This is a genomic window from Cyclobacteriaceae bacterium (genome assembly GCA_030584025.1).
Taxonomy (GTDB): Bacteria; Bacteroidota; Bacteroidia; order Cytophagales; family Cyclobacteriaceae; genus UBA2336.
The window spans coordinates 116,586-138,763 of sequence record CP129487.1 but is presented as its reverse complement, the minus strand read 5'-3'; the positions used below and the strand labels follow the sequence as shown (position 1 = coordinate 138,763).

The window sequence follows — 22,178 nt, the reverse complement described above, 5'->3', positions numbered from 1 at the left end:
ACAGAATAGGAAATCTAAGCAGTAAACATCAAACTTAATTTTCTACTTCAAATATTTTCAGTGTGCTTGGGCTACGCCTATTTCTATCTTTGGCCTGGCAGTGGGATGCGCGGATAGAAATCAGCGTTGACCAAGCACACGGGGCCATGCGGCCCTGGAGCAAATATTTTGTCACTCAAAATCGTAAGTTGCATACCGAATACTATGCCGCGGAATAAAAAAACAGAAACTACTGCCGGAAGCGAATACCGGCTGCTCAAGCAACTGTGCGAAGTGCACGCCCCATCGGGTGAAGAGTTCGCATTAAAAGACTTTTTATTGAAGTACATCAGCAAAGCAAAAAAATCATGGAAAACGCAACCGGTAATTATTCACGGTGAAGATGAATTTCAGGATTGTTTGTTATTGAAATTTGGTAAACCCCGCACAGCCATTTTCGCCCACATGGACAGCATTGGGTTTACGGTGCGGTATTTCAATCAACTCTTACCCATTGGAAGCCCCGAAGCCGACATGGGCACCAAACTGGTTGGCCACGACAGCAAAGGACCGATTGAGTGTGAGCTTGAATACGATAAAGAAAATCATGCCTTTTATCGTTTCGGGCGTTCCATCGATCGCGGCACTTCGCTCACCTATAAAATCGATTTCCGCGAAACAAAGCAATACATTCAAACTGCCTATTTAGATAATAGACTTGGCATTTATGTAGCACTAAAAATTGCAGAGACATTAAAAGATGGTGTTATCGCCTTTAGTTGTTGGGAAGAACATGGCGGAGGCTCCGTTCCGTATCTCGCCAAATACATGCACGAGCAATGGGGTGTACGCCAGGCACTCATTGCCGACATCACCTGGGTTTCGGATGGTGTAGAGCCTGGTAAAGGTGTGGCTATTTCCATGCGCGACCGGAACATTCCGCGAAAAAAATTTGTGAATCGGATTATTGACATCGCCCAGAAACATAAACTTGAGCACCAACTGGAAGTGGAAGGCATGGGCTCCAGCGATGGACGCGAATTACAAACGTCACCCTATCCATTCGACTGGTGTTTTGTAGGTGCGCCTCAACAAAATCCGCACACTCCGCATGAGCGCGTGCATAAACATGACATTAAAAGTATGATTGCCTTGTATGAGAAGTTGATGAAAGACTTATAGCCATGAAAACCAATCGCAGAAAATTCCTTCAAACCACAGCCCTGGCTGGTGCAGCATTTTCCATCCTTCCTTCCTCTTCATTGTTTGCCCAAGATAAAACACAAAAAGTAAGGCTTGGATTTATTGGTGTTGGCTTACGCGGACAAAATCACCTTGATCTCGCATTACGCAGAAACGATGTGGACGTAGTGGCCCTATGCGACATACAACAACGCATGATGGACATGAGCCTGAGCCTGGTGCAAAAAGCAGGAAAGCCGAAACCACAGGTAATTCTGGAAGGACCATACGGGTACAGAAAATTGTTGGAGAACAAAAACATTGATGCGGTCATTATCTCCACACCGTGGGAATGGCACACCATACAATGCCTCGATGCCATGAACGCTAAAAAAATTGTAGGATGTGAAGTAATTACTGGCAGTACAGTCGAAGAATGTTGGGAACTGGTGCAAACATCCGAACGAACCGGTATGCCTTTGATGATGCTGGAAAACGTTTGCTACAGGCGCGATGTGATGGCGGTGATGAACATGGTGCGACAAAATATTTTTGGCGAGTTGATTCACCTGCAAGGCGGCTATCAACATGATTTGCGCGAAGTGAAATTCAACGATGGCGTAAAACCCTATGGTGGTGGCGTGGAGTTTGGTGAGAAAGGATTTTCGGAAGCACAATGGCGAACGGAACATTCTATTCACCGCGATGGTGACTTGTATCCTACGCACGGCATCGGTCCCATTGCCATGATGCTCAACATCAATCGCGGCAACCGGTTTACCGAATTGGTTTCGTATTCATCAAAGGCACGCGGACTACATGATTACATCGTAAAAACCGCTGGCGAAGATCATCCGAATGCAAAAGTGAATTTCAAGTTGGGCGATGTAGTCACCACCATGATCAAGTGTGCGAACGATGAAACCATTTTGTTGCAGCACGATACCAATTTGCCACGACCTTATTCATTAGGCTTTCGTGTTCAGGGCACGAATGGCCTGTGGATGGATTTGAATAAATCCATTTACATTGAAGGCAAGAGCAAACAGCCACACCGGTGGGAAGAAGCGCAACCGTGGCTCGATCAATATGATCATCCGCTGTGGAAAAAATATGCGAACGATGCAGCCGGTGCCGGCCATGGCGGCATGGACTGGTTTGTGTTGAATGCATTTATTGAGTCCATCAAACGCAAAACACCACCACCGATGGATGTATATGATGCCGTAACGTGGAGCGCCATTACACCTTTATCAGAAACCTCCATACGAATGGGTGGCGAAACTGTAGCCTTCCCCGATTTCACCAAAGGTCAATGGATGTTTCGAAAAAATACGTTTGCAATCGATGACGCTTACTGATAAAAATTGAAAAAACAGAATCCGCAAATTTCTTCTATTTTTGCGCCCCTATGAAGATCAAGGATCTGACCTTTAAAAAGTTTATTTCCGCTGAAAAAATTGATGCGAAAGTAAAGGAAGTGGCGCAACAACTTCGTGAAGACTACCACGACAAAACACCTTTGTTTTTACCCATTCTCAACGGTTCATTCATTTTCGCTGCCGATTTAATCCGGCATGTTGACTTGCCCTGTCGGGTTTCGTTTGTAAAACATTCTTCCTACCAGGGTACCGCCAGCACCGGTCAGTTGAAAACATTAATCGGCTTGAATGAAAGCATCTTCAACCAGGATATCATCATTGTTGAAGACATCATGGATACAGGCCTTACGTTAAGTAAAGTAGTGGAAGAACTCCGAAGTTTAGGTACGCGCTCCGTTGAAATTGCAACGCTTATCCGAAAGGCACCTGCTCGTGAACACGCGATTCAGCCCAAATATGTTGGCTTTGATATTGACGATGAGTTTGTGCTCGGCTACGGCCTCGATTATGAAGGGCTTGGCCGCAACTTGCGCGATATTTATAAACAATCCGTATAGCGGGGTCAGACTCACCGGCACTGATTATCCGGTTTAATTGCCAATTCATCACTATCTTGCACGCTTTACAATTACGATAACCTCATGATTAACCTTGTACTCTTTGGCCCTCCAGGTGCCGGCAAAGGCACGCAAAGCGCTAAACTCATCGAAAAGTATCAGCTCATTCACATCTCTACAGGTGATTTATTCCGCAAACACCTCAAAGAAGGAACACCTCTTGGTAAGCTTGCGCAGGAATATATGAGCAAAGGAAACCTGGTACCCGATCAGGTAGTGATTGATATGGTGGATGATAAAATCAAAAACAGTGGTAACATCAGCGGTATCATTTTCGATGGGTTTCCACGCACGGTAAAACAAGCCGAAGCACTGGATGCTTTACTGAAGAAGAAAAATACAGGCATCACCACACTGGTTGAGTTGATGGTGAACGAAGATGAGTTGAAGAAACGCCTGGCTGAACGGGCACACAAAGAAAACCGGCCCGATGATGCCAAACCGGAAGTAATTGAAAACCGGATTGCCGTGTACAAAGCAGAGACAGTTCCGGTAGCGGAGCACTATAAAAAACTTGGTAAGTATTCGGCTGTGGTAGGTGTGGGTGATATTGAACAGATTTTTACAAACCTGTGTCGCGAAATTGATAATCACCTTTTGTCATAACATCACGTGTCATCTCCAAACTTTATTGATCACGTAAAATTCTGCTCCCGGTCAGGAGCTGGCGGTGCTGGCTGTTTGCACTTTCATCGCGAAAAGTTTGTACCAAAAGGCGGGCCGGATGGTGGCGATGGAGGCCGCGGTGGTCATATCATTTTAAGGGGCAACAAACAAATGTGGACGTTGCTCCACTTAAAATACCGCAAACACATTATTGCTGAATCGGGTAAACCGGGCGAATCACAAAACTGTACTGGCGCAGAAGGAAAAGATGAAATTATTGACGTGCCCCTCGGCACCGTAGCACGCGATGCCGAAACCGGTGAAGTGCGTGTAGAAATTACAGAAGACGGACAGGAATACATTCTTACCCCTGGTGGTCGTGGGGGAAGAGGAAATTTATTTTTTGCAACCTCCACGCGGCAGGCACCCAATTTTGCACAACCCGGAGAGCCCGGCAAAGAAGAGTGGATTGTTCTCGAACTGAAATTATTAGCCGATGTCGGACTGGTAGGTTTCCCGAATGCGGGTAAGTCAACACTGCTCTCCGTTGTATCGGCAGCCAAACCAAAAATTGCCGATTATCCGTTCACTACACTCACACCAAATCTGGGTGTGGTTTCTTATCGCGATGAAAAATCGTTTGTGATGGCCGACATTCCCGGCATCATTGAAGGCGCTGCAGAAGGTCGCGGGCTAGGAATTCGTTTTCTCCGCCACATCGAACGCAATTCGTTATTGTTGTTTCTGGTGCCAGCCGATTCAAAAGACATCCGACAGGAATATGAAGTGCTGTTGAATGAATTAAAGAAGTACAATCCCGAGCTGCTTGATAAAAAGCGTCTGCTCGCCATTTCCAAATCCGATATGCTGGATGAAGAGTTGATGGAAGCCATCAAAAAAGAACTTCCCACTGATCTGCCCACCGTGTTCATTTCATCGGTTACAAACAAAGGCCTGACCGAACTGAAAGACCTGATCTGGAGAAATCTCCACTAAAAGTTATAGTCAATGGAAGGTCAGTCGATAATCCATAGTCGGATCATTGTTCATTTTTAAACTATCGACTATTGACCAATTGTGCCACTCTGGCACCAATGCGGCAATTGGCAGAATTATTGACAAATTGCAGGCTAAACGTAACGTTAAGCACTGTTGATCATGGAAAACAACCCGCAAACTGAACAGGATTTGCAGAAAGAGACTATGCCCGAGGGGCCTGAAGGTGTAACCCCTGAGGATTCACCCGAGTCGTTTGAAACGCTGAATGGTGGGGATGAGTCTAAATTTCAGTCAGAAATCAAAAAACTACAGGACGAATTGGCAGAGGCGAAGGATAAATATTTACGCTTGTATTCTGAGTTTGAAAACTTCAGGCGCAGAACCTCAAAGGAAAAACTGGAGATGATTCAGGTAGCCAACGAGCAACTGGTGGTTTCGTTATTGCCGGTTATGGATGATTTTGAGCGCGCGGAAAAAGCATTCCAGGGAACCGAAAGTAAAGAACTGGAAGGTTTCATGCTTATCTATAACAAGTTCAAAAAAACGTTGGAGCAAAGCGGTGTTAAGCCGATGGATATAAAACCCGGTGCCGATTTTGATGCTGATGTGCACGAGGCCATCACACAGGTACCCGCCCCGGAAGAAAAACTAAAGGGAAAAATTGTTGACGTGGTTGAACGCGGCTATGTATTGAACGATAAAGTTATTCGCTACGCCAAAGTAGTGGTTGGTCAATAAGGTTATGGCAAAAAGAGATTATTACGAAATACTGGGCGTAAGCAAAGGCGCAACTCCTGAAGAAATCAAAAAAGCCTACCGCAAGGTGGCCATTCAATTTCACCCCGATAAAAATCCGGGCAACAAGGAAGCCGAAGAAAAATTCAAGGAAGCTGCTGAAGCGTATGAAGTATTAAGCGATGCCGATAAGCGTGCGCAGTACGATCGCTTTGGTCACGCACGTGGCAACGGTGGCTTTGGCGGTGGCCACACCATGGACATGGAAGATATCTTCAGCCAGTTTGGCGATATCTTCGGTGGCGGAAGTCCGTTCGACAGTTTCTTTGGGGGAGGTGGTGGCCGCAGGCGCCAGCGCAAAGGATCGAATCTGCGCATCAAGCTCAAACTTTCGTTGGATGAAATTGCCAACGGTGCAGAGAAAAAAATAAAAGTAAACCGGCTTGTTCAGGCCGAAGGGGTAACCTTTAAAACCTGTACTACCTGCCAAGGCACCGGCCAAATGCGCAAAGTGGTAAACACCATGCTCGGCCAGATGGTCTCCACAACAACTTGTCCGCAGTGTAATGGTAATGGCCAAACCATTGATAAGCGGCCTGCAGGTGTTGACAGTTCGGGGTTAACATCCAAAGAAGAAATCATCTCCGTAAAAATTCCTGCTGGCGTAAGCGATGGCATGCAACTCTCCATGTCAGGCAAAGGAAATGAAGCGCCCGGTGGTGGCATAGCAGGCGATCTTTTGATCTTGATTGAAGAGCAGGAAGACAAAGTACTAAAGCGCGATGGCAACAACCTGATTTACGATCTGCACATCAGTTTTATTGATGCTGCATTGGGAACTTCGGTTGAAGTGCCTTCCATTAGTGGAAAGGTTAAAATCAAGATTGATCCGGGAACACAAAGCGGCAAAATTTTACGCTTGCGCGGAAAGGGGATTAAAGACATCAACGGCTATGAAACCGGGGATCAGCTCATTTATGTAAATGTGTGGACCCCAAAACGGTTAAGTCCCGAAGAAAAGACCATTCTCGAAAACCTTCGAAATTCTCCCAATTTCACCCCTCATCCGGATGCCTCCGACAAGGGATTTTTTGAGAAAATGAAGGAATTTTTCCATTGATTTTCGGAACCCTGCCCCAAATTGCACCGTATAAACAAGGTTAAAGGGAGTTTTTTTAACTATTTTCTAAATAATCTTACAAGCCGCAACCCTGTGGGCTGTGGCTCGTTTTATTCGGCATGCAGAGAGTTTTAGGCCTTACAGGGGTTTGTTTACTATTTTCCGGCTTGGCCATTGGCCAGATCAAGAATCAATTTACGGTAGAAGATAATACCGCATGCGAAAGCATTAAGCTTCAGATCAAAGCCAATAGCGGAAACTGCTTTATCAAGCCAAGCCATAATCCCGAGGTACTGAACGTGTTCAGCAATCAGCAGCCGGGTGCTTACTCTCACCAATTCCGCAAAGAAGTTAAAGGTAAAGTTTGTGAAGTCTTTTTGGCGTTGGAAGATGCTGCCAACCAGGGTTTCAGCCAATCCATTTCATACAAAGTATTCAGCTCAGAAAAACCCACGTACGACAAGCTGTGGAAAATGTACCTGACTGATAATAAGCCCTACGACCTTGAACTGTTTTATGGTTTGGGTATGGCCAACATCGACCTGTCAGGGCTTTCCGTAAAGAATTTAAAAATCAATACGGCAAGTGCTGATGTAACCATTGGCTACTACAACCAGATTGAAAACCTGATTCAGATGGACACCCTTGCCCTGAAAGTTGATTTAGGTTCTGTGAACGCCAAGAACATTAGCCTCGCGAAAAGCAAATACATCCTGGCCGATGTGGGTTTCGGCAACATCATGCTCGACTTTAGTACAACACCGGTTGCAGGAAATACAATCAAAGGAAGTGTTGGAGCAGGCAATTTAGTGATCATTCTGCCAACAAATAACCAGGCTCCCGTTTCAGTTAAGATTAAAGAGTCGTGGTTGTGCAGTGTGAAAATGCCTAAAGCATTCACCAAGATGAGTGACGGCTCATATGCCAACGATGCCTACCAGAAAGATTCGAAAAATGCCCTCAATTTTGACTTAGATGTTTCCATGGGCAACATCGTTTTCAAGCAAATCAGTCAGTAATCCCTGCGGCTTTTTGTAATTCCTCCCTATCTTTTGGCACTAATTAGTGTCAAAAAAGATAAAACTCTGTGGAAGCCTTAACCGCCAAAAGCGTTACCAAACGCTACACGCAACACACTGCGCTCGATGATGTATCCATCACCATCCCTGAAAAAAGTATTTACGGCCTTTTAGGACCCAATGGTGCAGGAAAAACAACCCTGATCCGGATAATCAACCAGATTATTGATTCCGACAGCGGTGACATTTCCATCTTCAACGAAAAACTTAGCCCGAAGCACATAGGTACCATTGGCTACCTGCCGGAAGAACGCGGCTTATATAAAAAGCTGAAGGTAGGTGAACAGTTGTTGTACCTGGCACAGCTTAAAGGCATGACGAAAGCCGAAGCGTTAGACAAACTGAAAGTGTGGCTCACCAAGTTTGAAATCAAAGATTGGTGGAACAAAAAAGTGGAAGACCTGAGTAAGGGTATGGCACAAAAAGTTCAGTTTGTAAGCACGGTGCTGCATGAACCAAAGCTTATCATTTTGGATGAGCCTTTCTCAGGATTCGATCCGATAAATGCCCAATTAATCACGAACGAAATTCTCGAGTTGCGCGATAAGGGTTCTACCATCATTTTTTCCACGCACCGCATGGAAACGGTTGAGGCTTTGTGTGATCACATTGCGTTGATCAATAAGTCGAAGAAAATTCTGGAAGGACCCAAGAAGCAGATCAAAGATGCCTACAAAACCAACACGTTTTTAGTTGAACATATCGGAAATAATTTTAGCCTGCCGGCTGATCAATACGATTTACTCGAGCAACATCAGGTAGAAGATAATTATCATCATTCCACCATTCGCGTACGGGGTGCAGGCAGCCCCAACCAATTAATTCGCGACCTGGTAGATCGGACCGAAGTGCACAGCTTTGTAGAAAAAATTCCAACCATGAGCGAAATTTTTATCAGTCTGGTAAAAGAAGATCCATCCCTGTAAACCTTTCAATACTAAATACCTATGAACAAGATATGGCTTATCATGCAGCGTGAATTTCTGAATCGGGTTCAGAAAAAATCGTTTCTCGTTGCCACCATTTTAGTACCGCTGATTTTTCCGGCTGTTATAGCCATCATGGCTTTTATTTTAATGAAGCAGGAAAAAAGTGCAGGCGTATCCGTAATTGAGGTGTTGGATGAAAGTGGAAAAATGAGCTTTGAAAATTCATCGAAGTTTGAATTTGTTCCGATTTCCGGTACACTCGAAAGCGCCAAAGTTACATACAACGAATCTTCGCACTTCGCCTTGCTATATATCCCCGCTTTTGATCTTACCAAGCCAGAGGGAATGGTACTGTACACCAAAGAAAACCCCAGCGTTCGAAAAATCGGTGACCTCGAAAATATATTGGAAGGAAAAATCCATGATTTGAAACTCGAACAATTTAACATCGATAAGGAGACACTTAAAGGGTTGAAAACTTCCGTTAGCCTGAAGTCGATAAGCTTGAGTGAATCAGGAGAGGAGAAAGACAGCAATACGGGTATGCTATACATTCTCGGTTTTATACTGGGTGTGCTCATTTACATGTTTGTATTGATTTATGGCATGCAGATTATGCTAGGTGTGATCGAAGAAAAGACAAGCAAAATTGTTGAAGTGATCGTTTCTTCCGTTAAGCCTTTTCAATTAATGATGGGTAAAATACTCGGTATTGCCTCTGTGGGATTGCTTCAGTTTTTCATTTGGGCGCTACTCATCAGCGTACTTTCTACCGCAGCGATGAGTTTGTTCGGCTTAAACATGCCGCAACAACAAGCCATGGAACAAGTAATGAATCAGGTCGATGACCCGGAAGTGGCGGAAGCCATGCAATCCAATGAAAAGATAATGAACGTTATGAAGTCGGTTAGTGAAATACCGTACACCTACATTGTGTTCAACTTTGCATTTTATTTCTTAGGCGGTTATTTACTATACGGTGCATTGTTCGCGGCCGTTGGTTCAGCGGTTGATTCACAACAAGAGGCTCAACAATTTACGTTCCCCATTACGTTGCCATTGATTATCGCCTACTTTGGGTTGTTCATGTTTATCCTGAATGATCCGCACAGTACGGCTAGTTTCTGGTTTTCCATAATACCCTTTACCTCACCGGTTGCTATGGTAGGCCGTTTGGGTTACGATCCGCCACTGTGGCAATTGATACTTTCTCAAGTACTCCTGATTGGCGGTTTCATTTTTACCACCTGGATTGCCGGAAGAATTTACCGCGTGGGTATTTTAATGCACGGCACCAAAGTAAACTACAAGGTGCTGGCCAAGTGGTTTATGATGAAAGGATAAACTTCAATCAAGAACAGTTAGCAAATAGCGGATGCAGTCATCCGCTATTTTTGTTTAATTTCATACCGAATGAGCAACCGCACACCGGCACCTTCAACAGAATTTTATGAAAGCAACACCAACGTAAAGTGGGTGGTGCTGATTGCATCGGTATTAATCAGTGTGGGCTCCATCTATTATACCAACGTACTGGTTGATCAGCTGAAGGAGCGCGAACGCCAGCAAGTGGAGTTGTTTGCTCGTGCGCTGGAGTATATACCCAATTCAACATCCGAATCTTCAAGCGATATAAATTTCATCGCCCAGGAAATTTTATACCAAAACACTACCATCCCTATTATCCTGCTTGACTCTACAGGCGCCATCATAAACCATAGAAATATTCAGGTCAATAAAACCTGGAAACAATCGCGCAAAGATGAGTTTCTACAAAAAGAATTAACACGCATGCGCAATACGTACGATCCAATTGAAGTGCCGCTGCGTGATCCGGAAACAGGTGAGAATTTTGGCTTAAACTACGTCTACTACCGAAACTCCTTTTTGCTCACCCAGCTTACCACCTATCCCTACATTCAGCTTTCTGTAATTGCCATTTTTGCCTTTATCGCCTACCTGGCCTTCAACTATTCGAAAGTTGCTGAACAAAATCGGGTGTGGGTTGGTCTGGCAAAAGAAACGGCACACCAATTGGGTACGCCTTTATCATCGCTGATGGCCTGGGTAGAAGTATTGCGCGATGACCCGAACATCAAAAACAAAGAGATTGTCTCCGAACTGGAGAAAGACATCACCAAACTGACCACGGTTACCGAACGCTTCTCCAGCATTGGTTCGGTGCCTTCATTAAAACCTGAAAATGTAGTTACACTGGTGAACAATGTGGTTCACTACTTGCGTCCAAGAATATCTTCCAAAATCAAAATTGAAGTCTTCACCCTATCCGATAACATTCAGGCCATGATTCATGCACCCTTGTTTGAGTGGGTACTGGAAAACCTGTGCAAGAATGCCGTGGATGCCATCGGGACTTCCGGCACCATTGCCATCAAAATTCTACGGGGCAGTGACAGCAAGGTGTACATTGATGTTTCGGATACCGGAAAGGGCATACCCCGATCGAAAGTCAACATGGTTTTCAGACCCGGGTTTACCACCAAAAAGCGGGGCTGGGGTCTGGGCCTGGCTCTGGCCAAACGCATCATTGAAGCTTACCATAGTGGACGAATTTTTGTGAAGGCCTCCGAGGAAAATCAGGGTACCACGTTTCGCATCATGCTTAACGCCATTTCAGCCGAAAAACTGCAAGCGAATTGATGCTTAAAAAGGCCTTTTGCGCAATAAAAATGGGCTTTTTTTCGATTCACCTTTATTCTTAATCGGGTGGAATAATTCAGGATAGGAGTTTTGTACTTCCTCCCTAAAATTCTACTTTTGCGGTCGAATTTTTAAGCATCAAATACTCAATTAAATCAATCATACAACATGGCAAATATTGGTAAGGTAACCCAGGTAATCGGCCCCGTGGTAGACGTTGCATTCGATGAACCGGGTTCAAAAGTTCCTAACATCCTTGATTCATTGGAAGTAACCAAAGCTGACGGCACCAAAATCGTTTTGGAATGTCAGCAACACCTTGGCGAAGACCGGGTGAGAACCATTGCCATGGATGGTACTGAAGGGCTGGTTCGCGGCATGAAGGTAATTGATACCGGCTCGCCCATTCAAATGCCCATTGGCGAAGACATCAAAGGCCGTTTGTTCAACGTGGTTGGCGAAGCCATTGACGGTATCAAACAACCTAAAGGCAATAAATCACTTCCCATTCACCGCCCTGCCCCCGCTTACGAAGATTTGTCAACCTCAACGGAGGTACTTTATACTGGTATTAAAGTAATTGACCTGATTGAGCCATACGCAAAAGGTGGTAAGATCGGGTTGTTCGGTGGTGCCGGTGTGGGTAAAACCGTATTGATCCAGGAATTGATTAACAACATCGCGAAAGCATACTCGGGCCTTTCTGTGTTTGCTGGTGTGGGTGAACGTACTCGTGAAGGAAACGACTTGCTGCGCGAAATGATTGAAGCCGGAATCGTAAACTACGGTGAAGAATTTCTGAAATCACTTCATGCTGGTGGTTGGGATCTTTCAAAAGTAAAAGAAGAAGAGCTGAAAGAATCAAAGGCAACCTTCGTGTTTGGTCAGATGAATGAACCTCCCGGAGCACGTGCCCGTGTGGCGTTGTCTGGTCTTACCGTTGCAGAATATTTCCGCGATGGTGATGGCACCGGCAAAGGCCGCGACATTCTGTTCTTTATCGATAACATTTTCCGTTTTACACAGGCAGGTTCAGAAGTATCAGCCCTTTTGGGCCGTATGCCTTCTGCCGTAGGTTACCAGCCTACCTTGGCAACTGAAATGGGTGCCATGCAGGAACGCATTACCTCAACGAAGAACGGTTCAATCACTTCGGTACAGGCGGTTTACGTACCTGCCGATGACTTGACTGACCCTGCTCCGGCTACCACATTTGCTCACTTAGACGCTACTACCGTATTGAGCCGTAAGATTGCCGAGCTTGGAATTTACCCGGCTGTGGATCCGTTGGATTCAACTTCACGTATTCTCCGTGCCGACATCGTGGGTGATGAGCATTACAACTGTGCGCAGCGTGTGAAAAACATTTTACAGCGCTACAAGGAACTTCAGGATATCATCGCCATTTTGGGTATGGATGAACTTTCTGACGAAGACAAGCAGGTGGTACACCGCGCAAGACGCGTACAGCGCTTCTTGTCGCAACCATTCCACGTGGCCGAAGCCTTTACCGGTTTGAAAGGCCAGTTGGTAGACATCAAGGATACCATCAAAGGCTTTAACATGATTATGGATGGTGAATTGGATCACCTGCCTGAAATGGCCTTTAACCTGGTAGGTACCATTGAACAAGCCATTGAGAAGGGTGAGAAGATGATGGCGGAAGCAAAAGGATAATTAATTTGTTAATGTGCTGATGGTTTAATTCGTTATTCATCAGCCCATTAACGAATCAATAAAATAACGAATCAGCCCTATGCATTTAGAAATATTAACACCTGAAAAGAAAATTTTTGAAGGAGATGTAAACATTGCCACCTTTCCGGGTGCTGATGGTTCTTTTCAGATTATGGACAACCACGCCCCGTTGATCAGTTTACTGAAGGAAGGCACCGTGGAGTACAAAGACAAAGGCACTGCCCAAAATATTCGTATCACAGGTGGTGTTGTGGAAGTACTCGGTAATAAAGTGATTTTACTCGCTGATGGGATTGTGGAATAAACTTTCCCGTTAACAGCAAAGAAAAAGGTTGTTCATATTGAGCAACCTTTTTTGTTTTCAATCCTTTCGTCCTCCGAAAATCCGTTTGAAAAACTTCTTCTCAAATTCCCAGAAAAATTTGAATTGCCCGAACACAAATCCGTAAAACAACAGAAACACATTGTACACAGGAAGGATCAAAATGAAATAGGTAATGGAGGCCCACAACGGCTTTTCACCATCCGGAAACCAATAGGCAAACAACGGCCGTTTGATCAGCAACACGGTGGTTCCCGTACAGGCAAAAACAATCAACACAATAATCACCTGTGTAGTGCTTTTCAAATTCCACCGATTTTTCAGCTTTTCAATCCACTGTGCCATAGTTACTATTCAGAAGCCGCAAAGTTAGCCCATAAGCCTGTATCCGGAAGGGCTGCCACAATTTTCAGCGACTCTTTTTTTACCGGATGAACAAACGTGAGGGAACGTGCGTGAAGATTAATATTGCCATCATCATTGGGCAACGGGTAACCGTATTTCACATCCCCCACAATCGGACAACCCATGCTGGCCAACTGTACGCGAATCTGGTGCGGACGACCCGTTACCGGTTTTACCTCCAGTAAATAATAATCGCCCTGCTGGCCAATGATGCTATATGACAACTCCGACCGAAGGGCATTTTCCGTTTCGCGTGAAAACGCGGTGGTTTTGTTTTTCTTTTCATCCTTACGAAGCCAATGAATGAGGGTGCTCTCGTGCTTGGGTGGTTTGGAGCTTACAATTGCCCAATACACCTTTTCCGTTTCGCGATCTCTGAAGAGGGCATTCATGCGCTCAAGTGCCTTTGAGGTGCGGGCAAAAACAACCACCCCACTCACCGGCCTATCCAGTCGGTGCACTACACCTAAAAAAACAGCTCCCGGTTTTTGATACTTATTTTTAATGTAGTCCTTGCCCCATTCAACCAACGGCTTATCGCCCGTAGAATCGCCTTGTACCAATATTCCTGCGGGTTTATTGACGATCAGCAGGTGATTGTCTTCGTATAAAATTTCAGCAACCGGCATTTCAATCAAAGATATTCAATTGAAGAAAGGAATGATTAACCGGAATGGCTATTTTCGGAAAATCATTAAACCAGGTAACACCATGCGATTCATTTTTCTTTTACTGATTCCAATTTTAGTTGGCTGCACCAAACCCTCAGCACTCGAAACCCTGAAGCTTGAAATTGATAAAGAGCTATCCAAAAACGAAGGTACTTTTGCCGTAGCGTTTAAAGATTTGCAAACCGGTGATACCCTGTTTATCAACGCGCGTGAAACGTTTCATGCCGCCAGCACCATGAAAACCCCGGTCATGATTGAGGTGTACAAACAAGCCCAAGAAGGCGTGTGGTCGCTTGCCGATTCTGTTGATGTTAAAAATGAATTCAAAAGTATTGTGGATGGAAGTTTATACAGCCTGGACAGCACCGATGATAGTGAGCATGAGCTATACAAAATGGTAGGTAAAAAAAGGACTGTCGCTGATCTCACGTACGACATGATTATTGTAAGCTCAAACCTGGCTACGAACCTGGTTATTGAATATGTAGACGCAAAAAAAGTAACGCAAACGATGCGCGATTTAGGCGCAAATGACATTCAGGTGTTGCGCGGTGTGGAAGACAACAAAGCCTACCAACAGGGATTGAACAACACCACCACCGCGTTCGACCTGATGCTTATTTTTGAACACCTCACAAAAGGCGAATTGGTGAGCAAGGAGGCTTGTGATGACATGATCCGGATTTTGCTCGACCAGAAATTCAAGGAAATCATTCCGGCAAAATTACCCGAAGATGTGAAGGTTGCGCACAAGACCGGATCCATCACGGGTGTTCGTCATGATTCAGGCATTGTCTTTCTGCCGGATGGAAGAAAGTACGTGCTTGTATTGCTTTCCAAAGAAATGAAAAACGCTGATGTCGGCATTAAATCAATGGCAACAGTATCGCGTATGATTTATGATTACGTTACCCGCGATTAATCTTTGAACTCAGAAGTAAAGTGGAAGTGAATGTCAGGAAAATTTTCCTGAACCATTTGCAACCATCCTTTTGACTCGGCCATAAACACCAGCTTGCCATCCTTATCGCGTGCAATGTGGCGTTGCTTCGAAGCGATGAATTCATCCAGCTTCTTTGGGTCTTTACTGCTGATCCAACAGGCCTTATAAATATTTTGCGGTGAGAACTGTACCGTAGCGCTGTATTCATTTTTCAATCGAAATTGAATCACCTCAAACTGCAGTGCACCTACCACGCCAACTACTTTTCTATTGCCGAGCTCATACGTAAAAAGCTGCGCTACGCCTTCCTCCATTAACTGTACCAAGCCTTTTTCCAACTGCTTGGTCTTCATGGCATCGAGGTTCTGAACCTCTTTAAAAATCTCAGGCGAGAAACTGGGGATACCCGTATAGATCATCTTTTCTCCTTCTGTAAGCGTATCGCCAATTTTTAAGTTGCCGGTATCATAAATACCTACAATATCTCCAGGCCAGGCCTCCTCAACCGTCTCACGATCTTGCGCCATAAAAGCAGTGGCATTTGAAAAGCGAATGCTCTTGTCCTGCCGCACATGATAGTAGTTGCTGCCCCGTTCAAACTTACCGGAGCACACGCGTAAAAACGCTATACGGTTGCGGTGCTTCGGATCCATGTTCGCGTGTATCTTGAAAATGAATCCAGTGAATTTATTTTCATCCGGTTCCACAATACGCAACGTAGTTTCGCGGTGAATGGGCGGTGGTGCAATGCGAATAAACGTGTCGAGCAATTCTTTAACACCAAAATTATTTACCGCACTACCAAAGAAAACCGGAGCAACTTTTCCGCTTAGGTAATCCTTCACATTAAAATCAGGATAAACACCTTCGATCAACTCCACATCGTGGCGCAGTTGTTTGGCGTTGTTTTCACCAATCAGCCTATCCACTTCTTCGTTGTTGATGTCTTTGATTTCAATGCCTTCTTCAACGGTAATTTTACTGGGTGTAAACAAGTGCAGGCTTTTCTCATACAAGCTATACACCCCTTTAAATGTTTTACCCATGCTGATGGGCCAGCTGAGTGGCCGCACCTTGATGCTTAGTTTTTCTTCAATCTCATCCAGCAGATCAAACGGATCGCGGCCTTCACGATCAAGCTTGTTGATAAAACAAATTACCGGGGTGTTGCGCATGCGGCAAACCTCCATCAGTTTTTCAGTTTGTATCTCCACCCCTTTCACGCAATCGATCACCATGATGACACTATCCACAGCTGTAAGTGTACGGTAGGTGTCTTCAGCAAAATCCTGGTGACCGGGCGTATCGAGCAGGTTGATTTTTACATCTTTATAATTGAAGCCCATTACGGAAGTGGCCACGGAAATACCGCGCTGCTTTTCAATCTCCATCCAGTCGCTGCGGGCATGGTCTTTTATTTTCGATGACTTAACAGCGCCCGCTTTTTGGATAGCGCCCCCGAATAACAGAAGTTTTTCCGTAAGCGTGGTTTTTCCGGCATCCGGGTGGCTGATAATACCAAAGGTTCTGCGTTTTGCTATTTCTTGGTCCAATGTCATAACAGGGCGCAAAACTACTTAATTCTGGCATCCCTGAAAGAAAGATAAACTGACATTTATGCCATTGTGTCACCTAAAAGGGTCTTAAATCCCCATGGCATACCCATTGATAAGCCTTTTTAGGTTTTAGAAATCTGAATCTATAAATACAGCATATCATGGGAAAAATTATTGGAATTGACCTGGGTACGACCAACTCCTGCGTAGCCGTAATGGAGGGAAACGAGCCCGTTGTTATACCGAACAGCGAAGGTCGCAGAACAACGCCATCCATCGTGGCTTTTTTAGATGGTGGAAAAGGGGAACGCAAAGTGGGTGATCCGGCCAAACGCCAGGCCATTACCAACCCCAAAAACACCGTTATGTCCATCAAGCGTTTTATGGGCAAAAAGTTTAACGATGTTGGTGAGGAGAAAAAAATTGTAACCTACCAGGTTGAAAGTGGCAACAACGACACCGTGCGCGTGCGCATTGGCGATCGTCTTTATACTCCTCAGGAAATTTCTGCTATGATTCTTCAGAAAATGAAGAGCACAGCCGAAGACTACCTGGGCACTACCGTAAACGAAGCCGTTATTACTGTACCGGCTTACTTCAACGATGCTGAACGCCAGGCCACCAAAGAAGCCGGCCAGATTGCCGGGCTGGACGTGAAGCGCATCATCAACGAACCTACTGCTGCTGCGTTGGCGTATGGTCTTGATAAGAAAAACAAAGACATGAAAATTGCCGTGTACGATCTGGGTGGTGGTACATTCGATATTTCCATTCTTGAACTGGGTGATGGTGTATTTGAAGTGAAATCAACCAACGGTGATGTACACCTGGGTGGTGATGACTTCGATATGAAAATCATTAACTGGCTAGCTGATGAATTCAAATCTGAACGCAACATCGACTTGCGTAAAGATCCGATGGCACTTCAGCGTTTGAAGGAAGCTGCTGAAAAAGCTAAGATTGAATTGTCAAGCTCACAGGAAACAGAAATCAACCTGCCGTACATTACTTCTATCGATGGAGTGCCTGAGCACTTAGTGAAGAAGCTTACCCGTTCAAAATTTGAACAATTGGTGGATGACCTCGTACGCAGAACATTGGAGCCTTGTCGTAAGGCGGTTGAAGATGCGGGCGTTTCCATAAATGATATTGATGAAGTAATTCTGGTGGGTGGTTCAACCCGTATCCCACGCATACAGGAAGAGGTAGAGAAGTTCTTTGGCAAGAAGCCTTCAAAAGGCGTTAACCCGGATGAGGTAGTAGCCGTTGGTGCTGCCATTCAAGGCGGTGTGTTAACCGGAGAAGTGAAGGATGTATTGTTATTGGATGTTACTCCGCTGTCGTTGGGTATTGAAACCCTTGGTGGTGTGTTCACCAAGTTGATTGAGAGCAACACGACCATTCCTTCTAAAAAATCAGAAGTGTTTTCAACAGCGGCTGATAACCAGCCTTCGGTAGAAATACATGTGTTGCAAGGCGAGCGCCCGATGGCGAAAGACAACCGCACCATTGGTCGCTTCCACCTCGATGGTATTCCACCGGCACCGCGTGGCATTCCTCAGGTTGAAGTAACGTTTGATATTGATGCCAACGGTATCCTGCACGTTTCTGCAAAAGATAAAGGAACCGGCAAGGAACAGAAGATTCGCATTGAAGCTTCCAGCGGATTAACCGATGCTGAAATCGAAAAGATGAAGCAGGAAGCACAGGCGAATGCGGAAGCAGATAAGCAAGCAAAAGACACTGCCGAGAAAATCAACCAGGCTGATTCGCTGATTTTCCAAACAGAAAAACAGTTGAAGGAATTTGGCGACAAACTCTCCGATGGCAACAAGTCGGCCATAAACAGTGCGCTTGAAAAACTGAAGGAAGCCCACAAGAACCGCGACCTCACCGCTATTGAGGCCGGTATGGCTGCCCTAAATGGCGCATGGCAAGCGGCTTCTCAGGAGATTTACCAGGCACAGCAAAATGCCGGTGGTCAGCCGGGTGGTAATGCCGGAGCAAGCAACAACGGTTCTGGTGCCGATAATGTATCGGATGTAGAGTATGAAGAGGTGAACGATAACAAGAAATAAGGTTCACTTGACTTATAAAAAAAGCCCTGACGAAATTGGTCAGGGCTTTTTTATTAGTAACAAACGGCATCAAAAAATTCTAATCATCATACCGAATAAAATCACCTGTACTGCTAAACACGATTTCAAGACCGCCTATTAAGTACACTTCGTAGTTTCCTCGATCAATCTCCAGTTTTGTTATTAGTTGAGTTGAATGATTATCAGACACATATGCAAGAATAGAGGGTGGAAGTTCATCTTGAATCGTTAAAGGTATCTCTATACCAAAACCTTCAATTTCTCTCCATTCTCCTGCGCTGTTAAATTCAAGTTTAAAGCCGTTACTTAGCCGAACGTCATATTCGGTTTTGCCTTCCGTATCCTTCACCGCGCGAGTAATGGATTCTCCAGGGAAGTGAGTACTTATAAATGCTTGTGCCGCCTGAGGCAAGTCACTCCCACCAATAACTTTTTCATCATCGCATGATGTAATAAAAAAGAATAAGCATGATGCTACAACTAATTTTAACTTGTTCATGATTCTAAAGGTTTATTTTCCACCAAGACGAAGCCCTTGACATGAAGGTTGGAACCAGCTAAAACTATTTCAACCGATATTTAATAGCAAGCGAAAGACCAACTGAAGCCGTGTGGGTCTTGTTGAATTCTGACGGAGAATCAACAGATCCCGAATAAATGTTTCGCGCACCATAAGAACCTCTAATACCAGGGATTAACCACAAGTTTGGTCGAAGTAATATCTCCGTATCAACACCCATTACAAGTCCATAGTCCCACGGTGTATATTGCTGCGTTATTTTTACATCATCACTCCCGATGCTCGTATGGGCGCTGTTAAGCCTCGAAAAATGAATTCCGCTTAACCCATAGATGGGCAAATTGCGTATAGCAAATGCTTTAGTGCGATAAATCAATTGAAGTTTAAGGTACTTTAGTTCAGTATCTCGTCTTTGATATAAAACATTAATGTACTCTTGATAGCCTTGATTTATTTCAGAATAAAAATAAAGTTCACCTTGCAGTGATGAGTGATCTCCAAGTTGTCGTTGCACGAAAACACCAAATTCTTTACCATAGGAAAGCTGAGTATTAATCAGACTGTATGATTTTAAGCCATTTTTAGTTTGATTGTTAACCAGCCAGGTATTATTGATAGAGCCTATGGCACCAATGCTCCATCCAGCATTTTTCTTTTGATTCTCAGAATTGTTGACAGTTTCTGAGAATTGCTGATTTGCAGAATCCTTTTTAACAGCTTTATGCTCTACCAATTGGGGGATAGTATCCAGCGTCTGTGAAACAATTGGTGACTGAGTAAGGTGTCTGGGCTCTTGAGTTAATTGGTCATTACGGGAAGTTTCATTAGCACGAATTGCTGCCACCCCAGAAGTCTTATTCTTATTCTTCTCCTTTTCAATTAAAGGAACAGGAACAGCATGTGAATGCTTTAATGTTGAGGTTGTGGATACTTCATCTTCTTTGTGATCAGATCTATGATCAGAAGTTGTCACTAGCTCCTGGTTCGAAATTTTAGTATGAATCGGCTTTGCATTTTCAGTTTCCGGAACAGGAGTCGTCAAAGTAAGCAAAATAACAATAGCCACCAGCCAGTAGAATTTTGAGAACCGAAGTGGCGTATGGTCAGTAATCATAACAGGTCCCACAGGTAACTCCTGTTGCACGTTACCCCAAACCTCTTCCAAATCAAGCTCTTGCTGAATAGCATCCCAGGTTTGGTCAATGTCCAGTTGATCCGCAATAGCGTCCCAGGCTCCGTCAGGAGCTGACTCATTTAACCCATTGAGCCATTCTTTATATGCTATGGAAATTCTATCATTCATGTTTACGATAGAGATAGCCACTCCTGCAGTAAAGTGCGTGCACGATTAAACTGTGATTTGGATGTTCCTTCACTTATACTAAGCTTCCCGGCAATTTCTTTGTGCGAATATCCTTCAACAGCGAACATATGGAACACCAGTCGAGCACCTTCTGGCAATCGCTTTAAATGATGCAATATATTTTCAGTACTGAACGCTGTTAATTGATTAGCAGGTGTAGAAATGGACTCTATAGAATCGCTTGACTCGCTCTGAAAAAACCTGATTCGCTTTTCCTTCCTATAAAAATCAATTGCTGTATTGGTAACAATGCGCCTCATCCATCCTTCCAGCGATTTTTCTCCACTGAACGTATGAATACCCTTGAATATTTTCACGAAAGATTCCTGAAGTATATCTTTTGCTGAATCTCTATCGGCTGTATATGACAAGCAAATGTGAAACATCTTTGCAGCATATTTCCGGTATAAGATTTCCTGAGCTTGTCGATTATTATCACGACACGCCTGTAAGATTTCACTTTCAGAGGAACCCTGTGCAATCATAAAGCTTCAAAGGTTACAGAAGCGGATCCCTCTAGTCTACCGGCTATCAGATTATGGAGATTTTCATTATAGTCCTCACTAATCACCACTGCATCCTCTCCGTTTAATGGAAAGGTGACAGCATTCTCAAGCATTGTAGTAGTGATAGCCGTAAACCAGTAAGCTGGATCAATCAAAACAGTAGCCTGAGAAACCATCTCCTTCCTAAGTACCACAGTCGATGAACCTGCCTGACTTACTTCAAGTGCAAATCTGCGGATATCGTCATTCAACGAAATAATAACTGGAAAACTTACCGAACCATTGGTATATCGGGCAACTACGAGTACACCTGGTTTTGCATTTAACAGGTACTCAGCTAAATCCCCGGTTTCGTCATCTTCTCCTACACTGCCGTACTCAAATTCATAATCCTCTTCGTTGGGAGTCAAATAAAAAACCAATGATTCATAGGTTCCCTGCGGAATTTGCAGTCGTGTTGAGGAGGCTTCGGTTTGAAGTAATTGAAAATTGCCTGACAGCTTGTCGAACTTCCGAGAAAAAAACATGTCATTTTCCCCTGATCTCCTTCCGCTAATGTCAAGCCTGGAAAGATTAAGATCAATCCGCTCAAAAACCAAAGCCCCGCCCATTGGAATTTGGCTCTCAACCTGAAAGGTACAAACAACCGTTGCCGGCTCCGTGAGTTCATCTTTGCCACAGGAAACCAATAAGCAACACCCAAGTACCAAAATACATGCCGTATAGATTAATTTCACTGGTTTCATAAAAATGGAAGGATAGCCCCCGCAAGACGTAAAGAACACAAGATAGGTTGGAATGGTTAT

At 44.4% G+C, this 22,178-nt stretch carries 22 protein-coding genes; 15 read left to right on the top strand and 7 right to left on the bottom strand.

What is annotated here, in order from left to right; genetic code table 11:
* The first annotated feature begins 204 nt into the window (after window positions 1-204).
* From QY309_00675 to atpC, 13 genes are all read left to right on the top strand, one after another.
* The gene (locus QY309_00675) at window positions 205-1,161 is read left to right on the top strand and encodes a M20/M25/M40 family metallo-hydrolase (GenBank protein WKZ60002.1); all 957 of its coding nucleotides are present in this window, start codon (window positions 205-207) and stop codon (window positions 1,159-1,161) included.
* A gap of 2 nt (window positions 1,162-1,163) precedes the next feature.
* Window positions 1,164-2,522, top strand: coding sequence for a Gfo/Idh/MocA family oxidoreductase (locus QY309_00670; GenBank protein ID WKZ60001.1), 1,359 nt, complete (start codon window positions 1,164-1,166; stop codon window positions 2,520-2,522).
* A gap of 50 nt (window positions 2,523-2,572) precedes the next feature.
* Window positions 2,573-3,100 carry a hypoxanthine phosphoribosyltransferase gene (gene hpt / locus QY309_00665; GenBank protein WKZ60000.1) on the top strand — a complete coding sequence of 176 codons (528 nt, stop codon included), beginning with the start codon at window positions 2,573-2,575 and terminating at the stop codon, window positions 3,098-3,100.
* Window positions 3,101-3,184: 84 nt separating this feature from the next.
* Window positions 3,185-3,766: an adenylate kinase gene (locus tag QY309_00660; protein ID WKZ59999.1), complete on the top strand. Its 582-nt coding sequence runs from the start codon at window positions 3,185-3,187 to the stop codon at window positions 3,764-3,766.
* A gap of 6 nt (window positions 3,767-3,772) precedes the next feature.
* Window positions 3,773-4,762, top strand: a complete 990-nt coding sequence (gene obgE, locus QY309_00655; GenBank protein ID WKZ59998.1) for a GTPase ObgE — start codon at window positions 3,773-3,775, stop codon at window positions 4,760-4,762.
* A gap of 162 nt (window positions 4,763-4,924) precedes the next feature.
* Complete coding sequence (locus QY309_00650) at window positions 4,925-5,503, top strand: nucleotide exchange factor GrpE (GenBank protein ID WKZ59997.1); 579 nt, start codon at window positions 4,925-4,927, stop codon at window positions 5,501-5,503.
* A gap of 4 nt (window positions 5,504-5,507) precedes the next feature.
* A complete protein-coding gene (dnaJ, locus tag QY309_00645; protein ID WKZ59996.1) occupies window positions 5,508-6,620 on the top strand; it encodes a molecular chaperone DnaJ in 1,113 nt (370 codons plus the stop codon).
* A 119-nt stretch (window positions 6,621-6,739) separates the two neighbouring features.
* A complete protein-coding gene (locus tag QY309_00640) occupies window positions 6,740-7,639 on the top strand; it encodes a hypothetical protein (GenBank protein ID WKZ59995.1) in 900 nt (299 codons plus the stop codon).
* A gap of 68 nt (window positions 7,640-7,707) precedes the next feature.
* Entirely contained in the window at window positions 7,708-8,625 is a 918-nt protein-coding gene (locus QY309_00635) for an ATP-binding cassette domain-containing protein (protein ID WKZ59994.1), read from the top strand.
* Between the two features lie 21 nt (window positions 8,626-8,646).
* Window positions 8,647-9,972 (top strand): ABC transporter permease, encoded by a 1,326-nt coding sequence (locus tag QY309_00630; GenBank protein WKZ59993.1) that lies wholly within the window; start codon window positions 8,647-8,649, stop codon window positions 9,970-9,972.
* A 69-nt stretch (window positions 9,973-10,041) separates the two neighbouring features.
* Window positions 10,042-11,289 carry an ATP-binding protein gene (locus tag QY309_00625; protein WKZ59992.1) on the top strand — a complete coding sequence of 416 codons (1,248 nt, stop codon included), beginning with the start codon at window positions 10,042-10,044 and terminating at the stop codon, window positions 11,287-11,289.
* A 168-nt stretch (window positions 11,290-11,457) separates the two neighbouring features.
* Window positions 11,458-12,966, top strand: a complete 1,509-nt coding sequence (gene atpD / locus QY309_00620; GenBank protein WKZ59991.1) for a F0F1 ATP synthase subunit beta — start codon at window positions 11,458-11,460, stop codon at window positions 12,964-12,966.
* A gap of 79 nt (window positions 12,967-13,045) precedes the next feature.
* Window positions 13,046-13,291 (top strand): ATP synthase F1 subunit epsilon, encoded by a 246-nt coding sequence (atpC, locus tag QY309_00615; GenBank protein ID WKZ59990.1) that lies wholly within the window; start codon window positions 13,046-13,048, stop codon window positions 13,289-13,291.
* A 57-nt stretch (window positions 13,292-13,348) separates the two neighbouring features.
* On the opposite strand, the gene QY309_00610 is transcribed toward atpC, so the two are convergent.
* Entirely contained in the window at window positions 13,349-13,654 is a 306-nt protein-coding gene (locus QY309_00610) for a prolipoprotein diacylglyceryl transferase (protein WKZ59989.1), read from the bottom strand.
* A 5-nt stretch (window positions 13,655-13,659) separates the two neighbouring features.
* Window positions 13,660-14,343 (bottom strand): RluA family pseudouridine synthase, encoded by a 684-nt coding sequence (locus tag QY309_00605; GenBank protein WKZ59988.1) that lies wholly within the window; start codon window positions 14,341-14,343, stop codon window positions 13,660-13,662.
* An 82-nt stretch (window positions 14,344-14,425) separates the two neighbouring features.
* Here QY309_00605 and QY309_00600 point away from each other — a divergent pair, with 82 nt between their 5' ends.
* A complete protein-coding gene (locus tag QY309_00600) occupies window positions 14,426-15,307 on the top strand; it encodes a serine hydrolase (GenBank protein WKZ59987.1) in 882 nt (293 codons plus the stop codon).
* Here the strand turns inward: QY309_00600 and QY309_00595 are convergent.
* Complete coding sequence (locus tag QY309_00595) at window positions 15,304-16,887, bottom strand: peptide chain release factor 3 (protein ID WKZ59986.1); 1,584 nt, start codon at window positions 16,885-16,887, stop codon at window positions 15,304-15,306. The two genes, QY309_00600 and QY309_00595, sit on opposite strands and share 4 nt — an antisense overlap.
* 158 nt (window positions 16,888-17,045) lie before the next feature.
* Here QY309_00595 and dnaK point away from each other — a divergent pair, with 158 nt between their 5' ends.
* Complete coding sequence (gene dnaK / locus QY309_00590; GenBank protein ID WKZ59985.1) at window positions 17,046-18,962, top strand: molecular chaperone DnaK; 1,917 nt, start codon at window positions 17,046-17,048, stop codon at window positions 18,960-18,962.
* Between the two features lie 79 nt (window positions 18,963-19,041).
* On the opposite strand, the gene QY309_00585 is transcribed toward dnaK, so the two are convergent.
* The 4 genes from QY309_00585 to QY309_00570 all read right to left on the bottom strand — a co-directional run bounded on the left by QY309_00585 (window position 19,042) and on the right by QY309_00570 (window position 22,118).
* Entirely contained in the window at window positions 19,042-19,482 is a 441-nt protein-coding gene (locus QY309_00585; GenBank protein WKZ59984.1) for a PepSY-like domain-containing protein, read from the bottom strand.
* Between the two features lie 64 nt (window positions 19,483-19,546).
* Entirely contained in the window at window positions 19,547-20,806 is a 1,260-nt protein-coding gene (locus QY309_00580; GenBank protein WKZ59983.1) for a porin family protein, read from the bottom strand.
* Between the two features lie 2 nt (window positions 20,807-20,808).
* Window positions 20,809-21,351 (bottom strand): RNA polymerase sigma factor, encoded by a 543-nt coding sequence (locus QY309_00575; GenBank protein ID WKZ59982.1) that lies wholly within the window; start codon window positions 21,349-21,351, stop codon window positions 20,809-20,811.
* The gene (locus tag QY309_00570) at window positions 21,348-22,118 is read right to left on the bottom strand and encodes a hypothetical protein (GenBank protein WKZ59981.1); all 771 of its coding nucleotides are present in this window, start codon (window positions 22,116-22,118) and stop codon (window positions 21,348-21,350) included. The genes QY309_00575 and QY309_00570 overlap by 4 nt, the downstream gene beginning before the upstream one ends.
* Window positions 22,119-22,178 lie beyond the last annotated feature (60 nt).